Consider the following 10,979-nt stretch of genomic DNA (forward strand, 5'->3'; position numbering starts at 1 on the left):
GTGTGAATTTGTGGGGGAAAAATGAGAGCTGGATCAGCTCACTTTTCGTAGGGGGAATTCTTCAAATCTAAACGCTAAAAAGCGTGTTTGCAAAAACTAAATGATGAATCTATTAACGAGTTGATGAAAGGTCGAAAGGGGTCACATTTCCCTACAGTTTTTCTTACCTCTGCATTGGTGGTTTGCTATAGATTACCCATCGAAAACATGGTGTGTTCGGAGGAAATATGTCCATTAATTCTATCGACCATGAAGAGATGAGCAACATCGCTCACAAATGGGAACTCCCAGAAGAAGAAACCGTTGTGAGACCAGAGAAAATCGTGAAATCTGCCGAAGCAAGACGTCGTATTGAAGCACTTCGTGAGATCCGTGAAAGCGGCTTGAGCATCGAAGAGGCAAGGGAACTTGGCTTAATTCACTAATTCTCGCACTGCGGAATAAAACCACGGGGTAGTCATAAGGCTGCCCTTTTCATTTTTTGTTTTATAACCCATTGTTTGACTTTCTTATCCTGCGTTACTAAACATTATATCAATAGCGATATGCTTTTTGTTGACTATTAAGTAGCAACGTCAGGAGTACGATTATGGTTGATCAGATCCTTTTCTATGAACCCGATGAATCCCACGGTTTCCTCTCCAATTTTTGCCAAGCTCCCATCAAAGTCTCTACCCAATCTTGGCCCACTAGCGAACACTATTACCAAGCTCAAAAATTCAGTGACCTCAAACTGCAAAACAAAATCTTCTTAGCCAAAAGCCCCGACGAAGCCTTTGCTTTAAGCCGCAAATATCAGCACCTAGTAAGAGAAGATTGGGATGACGACAAACTCTCAGTGATGGCGTTTATCGTTCGTGAGAAGTTTCTGCAAAACCCTCAGCTTGCGAAACAGTTGATGCAGACCGGCAACGCGTGTCTCACCGAACACTCGCACAAAGATGCATTCTGGGGCGATGGGGGTGACGGTTCTGGAGAAAACCATTTAGGAGAGATTTTGATGAACGTACGTGCAGAGCTAAAGCATGTAAAGCCATATAACTTGGTGCGCTTTGTCGATAAAGCCAAACTGCCTACCCAATGGGGCACGTTTATCATGCATGGTTTTATCGAGAACGCGACGGGAAAAGAGCATCTGGCTTTGGTGTATGGTGACCCAGCCAGAAGTAAGGCTCCGCTGATTCGTTTGCACTCAGAGTGTTTAACCGGTGATGCATTGTTTAGTACTCGTTGTGATTGTGGTTTCCAGCTTAACCGTGCGTTGCAAAATATTGTCGAAGAAGGCTGTGGCGTGCTGCTCTATTTACGCCAAGAGGGAAGGGGAATCGGCTTAATCAACAAGATTCGTGCGTATCATCTTCAAGATGAAGGTGCCGACACTGTTGAAGCCAATGAGCGTCTTGGCTTTGCTGCCGATATGCGTGATTACGCGTTTTGTAAGGGGATGCTGGAGCATCTTGGAATCGATAAAGTACGTTTGATGACCAACAATCCACGTAAGCTCGCAGCGCTGAAGAAGGTGAACATCAATGTGGTTGAGCGGGTACCTCTGCAAGAAGGCAATAATCCCCATAATCAACACTACCTTCAAACCAAAGCCAATAAGCTTGGCCATATGTTTGACCCTAAGTTTGTAGAACAAGATTAATCATAGAGACGATATAAAAATTAAACCGCCAGCTAATCAAAGCTGGCGGTTTTTGTTACAGATTGGGTGTGAGCGGCTAGCTAGATATATTTTTTGATGATGTCGTCGAGTTTTCCGGAACTTTTTAGTTCTGCTAGGCGCTTATTGATAAAGCTCTGCACTTTGGGGTTCATCTTAGGGGAGAAAGCGAGATAGATGGCGTAGTCTGGTATCACTGCGCTGAAAGATTGAATCTGGAAGTCACCCATCGGCAGTTCTAAACGATGGATGTTGTACACGACGCGCGATTCCATTTCGACAAACGCGGTATCGCCAGGGGTTCGTTGTAAAACGCGATAGGCGGCCTCGTAATCTTTGACGCGCATTTCATTGACGGTACCGTTTTCAAAAAAAGGGCTGAGATTCGGGTAATCAAAGCCAAGTAGAAGCACAATTGAACGACCTTGCATGTGCTGCATATCGCTGAATTTGAATGGTGCTTTACTGCTCGATACCAATACGTGTTTTACAGTGTAAATAGGTTGTTCTGAGAGATTTTCCGATTGAATCTTCCCCCATTTTGGGCTGCCGTAAGTGACCCAATTTTCTTCTCCCCCCGCTTCGAGTACCGAAATCATGCGCTTGAATGGGTAGGTGTGGTATTTCACTTCATAATCGGATTCGGCAAAGATAGCACTAACAATGTCTGTCACAATTCCTGAATGTTGTTCACCTTGCTGCTCAATTTGAAATGGTCTGGCTTGATCAGCTATCACGTAATAATTCACTTCACTTGCCATAGCGTAAGAGCTTAAGGCTATAAAACTAAAGCCTAATGTTCGTAACAGTCCTTTCATCCTAACCTCGATTATTGTCGCGACCTGACTATATTTATATTAGCGCAAGTTTAAGGGAGCGATTTCATATGGAGATAAAAGAGCGAGCTCAGCGCCGATTTAGTATCGGAAATCAATTGATGCTGGCGATTTTTGTGTTGAGTTTAATCTTTACCATAATCAGCTCTTCCATCAGTTTATATCGTGATTTCAACGATGATCTTGCTCGTCTAGATAGTGAGCTTGAGCAGGTGAAAACCAGTTACTTATCCAGTTTTTCTGCCAGTTTGTGGGTTGAAGATCGAGAGCTATTACTTACTCAGGCAGAAGGAGCAATGCGTTTACCCTCGGTGGATTATTTAAGAATTGCGACGCCAGATGAAGTGATCTTCGAACTAGGCAGCGCATTAACGGAAGATCGGATCGAGCGGCAGTGGCCCTTGCAATACGATATGGGGGTAAAAACTTATGATCTTGCTGAAGTCACAGTTCAATCGGATCTTACCCAGATCTATCAAGGGTTATGGCAAACCTTCTTTTTTCTGGTGATCGCGGAAGCGATCAAGATCTTTTTACTCATCCTAGGTGTTTTGTGGGTCACGTTTCGCTTGATGGTGAAGCCTCTAGAGCTGCTCTCTGGGGCCGTAAGCGATTTCAGCGGGGGCCATGTACCAAGCAAAGTGACATTGCCCAAACGTTGGTTCTTTGATGAAGTCAGTTTGTTGGAGCGCAAATACAACCGAAGCGTTGAGCGTATCAGTGAACACCAATTAGAAATTGAACAAGCGCGCGATAAAGCTGAAGTCGCAAACCGAAAGAAAAGCGAATTCCTTGCCACCATGAGTCATGAGATTCGCACACCAATGAACGGCATTATTGGTATTGCTTCGTTGCTCGGAGATACCAAACTCGATGAGCAACAAAAAGACTTCGTATCCATAATCAATAGCTCTTCCAACTCGCTAATGGTGATCATCGACGACATCCTCGACTTTTCTAAAATTGAAGCGGGTAAGATTGAACTGGAAGCCACGACCTACAATCTACTCGATTTACTTCACGAGGTAGGGCGTCTTCATACCGTCAAAGCGCAGCAGAAAGGTCTACAACTGGTTTGTGATATCGACCCTCAGTTACCGTTAGAGGTGAAAGGGGATATGGGCAGACTCAAACAAGTGTTGAGCAATTTGCTCAGTAACGCAGTGAAGTTCACTGAGCGTGGACACGTTAAGTTGATGGTGTCACAGGTGAGTCGGGAAGCGGATGTTGCCGGCGTGCATTTTCGAGTGGTGGACTCAGGCATTGGCATTGCTAAAGAAAACCAGCAAACGGTATTTGAGAAGTTTCAGCAAGCCGATGGCAGTACCACGCGTAAATACGGCGGTACTGGTTTGGGCTTAGCAATCTGCAACAGTTTAGTTGAAGTTATGGGCGGGGAAATCCGTCTGACCAGTGAACCCGGTCTAGGCAGCTGCTTTGAATTCACCATTCCACTCAATATCGTCAGCGATAAGTCTATCTCTCCTCAGACGCCTAACGTGTTTGATTTTCCGAATGGGGTGAGCAATGCGATTGCTGCTGAACATATCCAAACGACCAAAGATGAGGGCAAGCCTTGGATTCTGGTCGTTGAAGACACGGCGGTGAATCAGAAAGTCGTGCGAATGATGTTAGAGAAACTTGGCATGCAGGTGAATGTCGCCGAACACGGTGAAGATGCACTTCGACAATGCCAAACTCATCAGTTCGATTTAATTCTGATGGACTGCCAAATGCCAGTGATGGATGGATTTATTGCCACTGAAAACATTCGTAAGATGGGCGAGTGGGGACAGCAAGTGCCGATCATTGCTTTAAGTGCCAATGTAATTAAAGAAGATCAACAACGCTGCTTTGATGCAGGGATGAACGAATTTGTTGCTAAACCGGTGACAAAAGAGCGCTTGCAGCAAATCTTTGAGCGATACCTACCAGAGTCATTGCAAACGCGATCGAATCCGAAACAAGCAACTTGAAATTGATCAAGTAAAGTGCGTTTCACTTCTTAAAAGTCAAATCTGTGTGCTATAGTGCGCGGCTAGTATTTATTAAAGTACCTTGAGGCTGTGAATGTCGTTCAATCTATCCCTGTTACCGCCTGACGAGAAAAACAAAATCGAACTTGATAAACAAGCGTCTTTTTTGGTTTGGAAGCTTAAAGAAGCGAAATCTGGTCCAGAGGTAATAGAAGAACAGCTGTCTAAGATTAACGACGCTGACGAAAAAGTCTTTTTTCAACAGGCGGTCGATAAGTACAAACGAGTAATGGGTGTCGCATAAAGCGAACCGTGGCTCTGGTGTAAACCACAGCGGCGAATGAGGTTTCCTCCCCATTCCTTTGCAAGGTGAAAGGTAAAACTGTTCACTCTTTGCTAAAATCCTTCGCATTAAATTTGAATTTAGAGAGACATCCCGATGGGAAGAAGTTTTGAAGTGCGCAAAGCCTCTATGGCGAAAACTGCAGGCGCAAAAATTAAAGTTTATTCCAAATACGGTAAAGAAATTTACATGTGCGCGAAAAACGGTGGTGGTGATCCAGACATGAACTTGTCTCTGAAGCACCTGATCGCAAAAGCGAAAAAAGACCAAGTTCCTGCACACGTTATCGATAAAGCGATCGACAAAGCGAACGGCGGCGGTGGTGAAGACTACACACCAGCACGTTACGAAGGCTTTGGCCCTGGCGGCACAAGCGTGATCGTAGACTGTCTAACAGACAACGGTAACCGTACATTCCAAGACGTTCGCCAATGCTTTGTTAAAGTGGGTGCGAAAATTGGTGTTGAAGGTTCTGTTTCTCACATGTTCGATCACCAAGCTGTATTCCAGTTCAAAGGCGAAGATGATGAAATCATCCTAGAAACGCTAATGATGGAAGACGTGGACGTTACTGACGTTGAGCTAGAAGACGGTGTTATCACTGTATTCGCACCTCACACAGAGTTCTTCAAAACAAAAACTGCGCTTAACGGTGCATTCCCAGATCTAACGATCGACGTTGAAGAAATCACATTCGTTCCGCAAACTCACACGCCAGTAGCGGGTGAAGACGCAGAGAAATTCCAGAAGTTCCTAGACCTTCTAGATGACTGTGACGACGTTCAACAGGTATACCACAACGGCGAACTGTAATTCGGTTCTCCAGTTGTAAAAAGGCTTCCCGAGGGAAGCCTTTTTTGATCGTGTTGTTTGTCTTTTTTATTGGGACTAGCGTTTAGGTGTTTCGATACTTGGAGTAACACAGCGACATGATCACGCCAAAACAGATGCCTTGGGTTAGCATCGCAGTACCACCGTAGCTAAAGAACGGCAGTGGGCTGCCCATTACTGGCAACAAGCCACTTACCATGCCTGTGTTGATGAAGGCGTAAAGGAAGAAGCTCATCGCCAATGCGCCGCTCACTAAGCGACTGAAGAAGTGCTCAGATTGGCACGCTAGCAGCATCACACGCGCCGTAATGAATAAATACAACGCTAACAACACCACACAACCAATAAAGCCCCATTCTTCTGCGTAGGTCGAAAAGATAAAGTCAGTATGGCTCTCTGGAATAAACCCTAACGTACCTTGAGTGGCATTCATCCAGCCTTTGCCTTTCATGCCGCCAGAACCAATCGCAATCAACGATTGGATGATTTGGTAGCCCGAACCCAGTGGATCCGATTCAGGGTGCAAGAACTGCGTTACACGGCTCTTCTGATACGCTTCCATCACAAAGAACCAGAGTATTGGCGCCAGCGTAAGAATACTCACCAAAAAGCCGCCAATTATCTTCCAGCTCATGCCAGCAAAGAACAGCACAAACAACGCGTAGATCACCGTGAAGATAGCACCGTCCAAGTCTGGCTGTAAGGCAATCAAGCCCGCAGGCACAAAGGTGATCAGCAAACAGAAAGCAATTTTGCGAATGTCTGGTCGGCCACCTTCTAGATGCAGCATCCACGCGATCATAATGGGGATTGAAAGCTTGATAAGTTCCGAAGGCTGGAAGCGGAAGAAGCCGATATCGAGCCAACGCTGCGAGCCATTGGTGCTATCGCCAAACAGCGCAACGGCAGCCAAGAGCGAAACCGCAACCAGATACAAATAAGGCGCTGAACGCTGATAACTGGACGCAGGAATCGACGACATCACCAAAATACACACCAGCGTCAAACCGCATCGAGCGAGGTGCTTAAAGAGCATAGCTTCATTGAATCCACTGGCACTCCAGAGAGTGAGTGAACTCAATAGCATGATCGGAATGATCGCCATCAGCAGTGGCAAATCAATCCTAGGGAAGAAACGCTTGTTCATCTTCTACAACCTAAAAACGCCCCAACGCGGGGCGAAAACAACCAGAACTCTGCGAGCTCAAACTATTCCGATGCTAAGAATCCAATTTGGAGATAACAGACACCACGCAAAGGTGTGCAATAGAGGAGTGTGCGACGCCGCCTGTTATGGGTAAGCTGACCTGGAAAGCCGTGGGATGGATAAATACACCAGGCTGAGGTTTTACGCCACACTTTTTATAAGGTTGAAATGGAAATTGGTACAGACAGCGCAATGAAATGAGCGCGATAAGAACAAGAGTCGCCTTAAGTATTGTGCACTTAAGGCGATGGCGTGATTACGCTTGGGCTTTTTCTGCTTTATGCGTGAAATGGTACAGCGCCCAAAGCACAAACAAAGTCACGGTGAGCTCCCAAGCTCGAAGGAAGGTGCTTTCCAAGCCCAGTTCGCTGCTGGTCATGTACAGCTGAATCGGCAGCATGGTCGCCAACAATGCATCAGCATGAACGTCTTTGGCTGGGCCTTTCGCTTTTGCCATTGATGCGGTGATCATAAAAGCAAGCAAACCCAATACGATGGTGTAGTAACCGAATGTTGATTGATGCCCTGCCATCAACAAGGTGAACACTACAGCTAATGCACAGCCACCCACTTGAGTTTGAAAACGGCGGTCAACCACGTCGATAAAGCTTTTGTGTGTGGTTTGCGTTGCTGCGGCAATCACTGGCACCAAACAAAACGTTGCTGAGATGATGTCGACAATCATCAAAAACGCGACACCAAGACCAATCAACGCGAGTGAAATGGCTCGGCTTTCAAACGTGACGGGTTCTTCCTTAAATGCTGGAGGCTTACCGCCACGTTCAACAGGGAACAGAGCTACCATGGTTTTTGCGACGACCATGGTAATCAGCATCGACAGCAAGATTTCATGAATGCGCATTGGCATGTCCATGGTAGTGTGCTGAGCAAACACCACAATCAGAATCCAGTTGAAGGTTGGCATTAGCATCTGACCTTTCTTCGGCGGTGTGGTTGCTCTACGGCGCATAAAGTCGAAGAAGAACAAGCTAATGGTCCACACCACAAACGGATGCTGTGAAAACACTTCAGTCACCACCAATGCTGTACTTGCTGCTAATAACGTAGGTAGCAAGGTGCGAAGCAGACCAAGCCAAGAATAGTCTTTGTTCTTGGTCATGATGATGGTTGGATACAGCGCCAGATAAACTGGAGAATCAAGGTTCAGCAGTTTGCCCAGCACCATACAAATCGTCACAGTAAGGGCGACACGCAGTGCTTCATTGCGCTCAGAACGGTTTTGAAACAGGCTTTCGAAGGTCCACATGGTTCACCCCTTAGTAGATGTAGCGGAACATCGCCACCAAGTGAATCCAAGCCGAACCAATGACATCCATAACAGGATTGCCGCTTTCAACGATCACACTCGCTCGTGAACCAGAAATCATTGAAGGATCCAATTCGTTAACTGTAATGCGGGTACGCACTTTCTGTTGCTCACGGATCCAACGAGTATCATTGGTCACGTTAGAAAGCTGTCCATTAGCATTGTTGGTATCGTAAATCGCACGCTCTTGGCTGCTGACTTCACCAGTAAACACTTTGCCCGGTAGTGCATCGAAGGACACCAACACTTCGCGACCATTAGTTAGCTTATCAATGCCTTTTTCGTTGAAGTCCGCACTGATCCACGCGTGAGCTTCGTCCACCAGCATCAATGACGCTGTGCCTTGTGTAATGTAGCTGCCTGATTGCAGTTGCAAGTTTGTTACCACGCCTTCGGTTTGCGCCACGATTTGGGTGTGGCTTAGGTCCAGCTCCGCACTGGCAAGTTTTGCTTCTGCTAGTTCAATAGCTGCTGTGCGGTCTTGAGTAGAAAGCTCTGCCTCAATACGTTTCACTTCCGCGTTTGCTGCTTCAACGGCGCTGCTGGCAACTTGTGTATTGGTTATCGCGTCATCAAGCTCTTGCTCAGTTGCCAGCCCTTTATTGCGCAGTTTTTGGTTACGCGCCAGTTTTTGCTTCGCGTTGTGGTATTCGAACTCGCGTTGGCTTTGGGTTTGTTTCGCTGCTGCCAATTGTTGCCATTTCGCGGAATCTGATTCACGTGCTTGGCGCAGTTCGGCTTTGGCTTGTGCCACTTTCAATTGGTAGCTGCTGGCATCGATAGCAAACAGTGGCTGACCTTTTTCAACCAATTCACCGTTATTCACCATCACATCTGTGATCACGCCCGATACCTCCGGCGCAATGGTTGCGACATTGCGATGCAGTGTCGCTTGGGTGGTGAAAGGGGAAACATTATCTGAAGTTACTAAAAAAGCGGAGAACAAAGCTGCCGCTGAAAAAACAGTGTATATCGCGTATTTATAAATATTTTCTTTCACGTCTGTACCTAGTATTCATTCGTTATTAAGCGCCGCGTTCACGGCATATTCGGGTCTCTTTTCTACGTGGGCTAGGTTATACTCATCTAAAATTAGAAAAAATAACCAATGGAAGAAGTATGAATTCCATATTTGGAAACGTTGATGATCTGTACCTGTTTTGCTCAGTGGTTGAGCAAGGCTCTCTACTCGCGGCAGCGAAAAAGCTCGAATTGCCGGTCTCTACCATGTCTCGTCGTTTATCGGCGCTGGAAGCACGTCTAGGGCTCAGATTGCTGGAGAAGAAAGGGCGTGAGTTGGTGGCAACCGAGACAGGCCTACAGGCGTTTGATCAGCTCAGCAGTGCGATGGCGCAGATTGAATCTGGCATTTTGCAGCTCAACCAACAAAGCCAACAAGTCGAAGGGCGAATTCGATTGGTGATGCCAAGCCGCTTCTACAATGACTTGGTCGACAAGGTGGTTGAGGACTACATCAAAACCTACCCCAAAGTGACCATCGATCTGCTGCTTAGCCAAGTGAATTCGATTCCAGAAACCGATCGCGATCTGGTGGTGACATTCGAATTGGATGGGTTAGATGACATGATCGCTCGTCCGTTGTTTAAAGCGGAGCACGCCTTTTTTGTTAGCCCAGAGTACCTAGCGCAAGCGGGTGGCAATATTGAAAGCTTAGAGGATTTAGCCAAGCAAGATTGGGTTGCCAGCACGCACACCACGCAAGTGCCTATTTACCAACAAGACAAGCTGGTGGACATGCTCAACTGCAAGCCGCGCTTAGTGGTCAATGATATAACCGCAGTGATCAAAGCAGTGGAAAACGGCTTGGGGATCGCCTCGATTCCCATTCGTCATGTGAAACCTGAGCTGAATTTGGTGCAGGTTGCGCAGTCCTACAGCCGTGGGGATCGTCAAGCTTATCTGGTTTATCGCCAACGCAACTACCAGCCTAAGGCTCTCAGCTTAATGATTGAGGCGATATTGCAGGCTGCCGAAATGCAAAACCATTCATCCTCTCTCAATACCATTCACTCCGCATAACTGCCATTGGTCGCATGCAAAAGCAGCGTGCGATCTTCTCCCTTAATCTGAAACCATCAAATCACGTTCAACTAAGGACAGTACATGATGGTTTCTCAATCTCGCTCAATCAAAGCTCTTAAACTGGCAAGTACGTTTATCGCCGCATTTGCACTCAGCAGCAATTTGGCTCTGGCTAACCCAAGTGAGCGCACACTCAGTCAATTCAACCAAGCAGCGCAAGGTGACTCTGGCTTAGTTGATACCGTTTACGGCGAATTATCCAAACAACTCGAAGAGCAAGGCGCAACGCCGGTGACCTTAGTTTACTTGGGCAGTGCGGAGACGTTGCAAGGTCGTGAGGCGTTTATGCCTTGGAACAAGATGAAGTTCACCGAGTGCGGTCTTGCCACAATCCAAAAAGGTCTGGATTTAATGGCGAATCAGCCAGTACCACTGCAAGAGCAACAACGCTTACAAGGCTTGCCGGAATACCAATTAGCCACCGCCATGGCAGCCACTACGTTTACCTCTCTGCCAGACATGTTCAATCACTTTGAGCGTGGCTACGAGCTGTACCTTTCTCTGCTCGATGACGCGAGTTTTAGCCAACAACCTTTCTCGGCTACTTCGTGGATTTACCGTTATGCCATTGAAGCGGCACTGCGCGCTGAAGATGTTCAACAAGCCAAAACATGGTTAGCGCAAATGGAGCAATTGGGCGACAGCAATCTAGAAACGCAAACCGCGAAAGCGTTGCTAGCCAAGTATTAG

At 46.7% G+C, this 10,979-nt stretch carries 11 protein-coding genes; 7 read left to right on the forward strand and 4 right to left on the reverse strand.

Going from position 1 to position 10,979, the window contains the following annotated elements:
• The first annotated feature begins 227 nt into the window (after positions 1 to 227).
• Together GXP65_RS04235 and ribA are read left to right on the forward strand one after the other, a co-directional pair.
• Positions 228 to 425: a hypothetical protein gene (locus GXP65_RS04235; protein WP_005428900.1), complete on the forward strand. Its 198-nt coding sequence runs from the start codon at positions 228 to 230 to the stop codon at positions 423 to 425.
• A 164-nt stretch (positions 426 to 589) separates the two neighbouring features.
• Positions 590 to 1,648 (forward strand): GTP cyclohydrolase II, encoded by a 1,059-nt coding sequence (ribA, locus tag GXP65_RS04240; protein WP_080637460.1) that lies wholly within the window; start codon positions 590 to 592, stop codon positions 1,646 to 1,648.
• 80 nt (positions 1,649 to 1,728) lie between these two features.
• Here ribA and GXP65_RS04245 read toward each other — a convergent pair whose 3' ends face one another.
• Positions 1,729 to 2,484, reverse strand: a complete 756-nt coding sequence (locus tag GXP65_RS04245) for a transporter substrate-binding domain-containing protein (protein ID WP_045371263.1) — start codon at positions 2,482 to 2,484, stop codon at positions 1,729 to 1,731.
• Between the two features lie 68 nt (positions 2,485 to 2,552).
• Here GXP65_RS04245 and GXP65_RS04250 point away from each other — a divergent pair, with 68 nt between their 5' ends.
• The 3 genes from GXP65_RS04250 to GXP65_RS04260 all read left to right on the forward strand — a co-directional run bounded on the left by GXP65_RS04250 (position 2,553) and on the right by GXP65_RS04260 (position 5,634).
• Positions 2,553 to 4,478 (forward strand): ATP-binding protein, encoded by a 1,926-nt coding sequence (locus tag GXP65_RS04250; RefSeq protein ID WP_162092106.1) that lies wholly within the window; start codon positions 2,553 to 2,555, stop codon positions 4,476 to 4,478.
• 94 nt (positions 4,479 to 4,572) lie between these two features.
• Positions 4,573 to 4,782 carry a DUF3283 family protein gene (locus GXP65_RS04255; RefSeq protein ID WP_005428896.1) on the forward strand — a complete coding sequence of 70 codons (210 nt, stop codon included), beginning with the start codon at positions 4,573 to 4,575 and terminating at the stop codon, positions 4,780 to 4,782.
• 135 nt (positions 4,783 to 4,917) lie between these two features.
• On the forward strand, positions 4,918 to 5,634 hold the full coding sequence (locus GXP65_RS04260) for a YebC/PmpR family DNA-binding transcriptional regulator (protein ID WP_005428886.1): 717 nt from the start codon (positions 4,918 to 4,920) through the stop codon (positions 5,632 to 5,634).
• A gap of 82 nt (positions 5,635 to 5,716) precedes the next feature.
• Here the strand turns inward: GXP65_RS04260 and rodA are convergent, their stop codons facing one another.
• From rodA to GXP65_RS04275, 3 genes are all read right to left on the reverse strand, one after another.
• Positions 5,717 to 6,799 carry a rod shape-determining protein RodA gene (gene rodA, locus GXP65_RS04265; protein ID WP_005428884.1) on the reverse strand — a complete coding sequence of 361 codons (1,083 nt, stop codon included), beginning with the start codon at positions 6,797 to 6,799 and terminating at the stop codon, positions 5,717 to 5,719.
• Positions 6,800 to 7,115: 316 nt separating this feature from the next.
• Entirely contained in the window at positions 7,116 to 8,126 is a 1,011-nt protein-coding gene (locus GXP65_RS04270) for a DUF2955 domain-containing protein (RefSeq protein ID WP_162092107.1), read from the reverse strand.
• 10 nt (positions 8,127 to 8,136) lie between these two features.
• Complete coding sequence (locus GXP65_RS04275; RefSeq protein ID WP_162092108.1) at positions 8,137 to 9,186, reverse strand: HlyD family secretion protein; 1,050 nt, start codon at positions 9,184 to 9,186, stop codon at positions 8,137 to 8,139.
• A 119-nt stretch (positions 9,187 to 9,305) separates the two neighbouring features.
• Here GXP65_RS04275 and GXP65_RS04280 point away from each other — a divergent pair, with 119 nt between their 5' ends.
• Positions 9,306 to 10,226, forward strand: a complete 921-nt coding sequence (locus tag GXP65_RS04280) for a LysR family transcriptional regulator (RefSeq protein WP_162092109.1) — start codon at positions 9,306 to 9,308, stop codon at positions 10,224 to 10,226.
• An 84-nt stretch (positions 10,227 to 10,310) separates the two neighbouring features.
• The gene (locus GXP65_RS04285) at positions 10,311 to 10,979 is read left to right on the forward strand and encodes a hypothetical protein (RefSeq protein ID WP_162092110.1); all 669 of its coding nucleotides are present in this window, start codon (positions 10,311 to 10,313) and stop codon (positions 10,977 to 10,979) included.

It is taken from the genome of Vibrio sp. LB10LO1 (assembly GCF_010092875.1).
Classification (GTDB): Bacteria; Pseudomonadota; Gammaproteobacteria; order Enterobacterales; family Vibrionaceae; genus Vibrio; species Vibrio campbellii.

Coding starts and splice junctions, on each gene's coding strand:
- GXP65_RS04235 (WP_005428900.1), top strand. CDS start 228: ATGTCCATTAATTCTATCGACCATGAAGAGATGAGCAACATCGCTCAC.
- ribA (WP_080637460.1), top strand. CDS start 590: ATGGTTGATCAGATCCTTTTCTATGAACCCGATGAATCCCACGGTTTC.
- GXP65_RS04245 (WP_045371263.1), bottom strand. CDS start 2,484: ATGAAAGGACTGTTACGAACATTAGGCTTTAGTTTTATAGCCTTAAGC.
- GXP65_RS04250 (WP_162092106.1), top strand. CDS start 2,553: ATGGAGATAAAAGAGCGAGCTCAGCGCCGATTTAGTATCGGAAATCAA.
- GXP65_RS04255 (WP_005428896.1), top strand. CDS start 4,573: ATGTCGTTCAATCTATCCCTGTTACCGCCTGACGAGAAAAACAAAATC.
- GXP65_RS04260 (WP_005428886.1), top strand. CDS start 4,918: ATGGGAAGAAGTTTTGAAGTGCGCAAAGCCTCTATGGCGAAAACTGCA.
- rodA (WP_005428884.1), bottom strand. CDS start 6,799: ATGAACAAGCGTTTCTTCCCTAGGATTGATTTGCCACTGCTGATGGCG.
- GXP65_RS04270 (WP_162092107.1), bottom strand. CDS start 8,126: ATGTGGACCTTCGAAAGCCTGTTTCAAAACCGTTCTGAGCGCAATGAA.
- GXP65_RS04280 (WP_162092109.1), top strand. CDS start 9,306: ATGAATTCCATATTTGGAAACGTTGATGATCTGTACCTGTTTTGCTCA.
- GXP65_RS04285 (WP_162092110.1), top strand. CDS start 10,311: ATGATGGTTTCTCAATCTCGCTCAATCAAAGCTCTTAAACTGGCAAGT.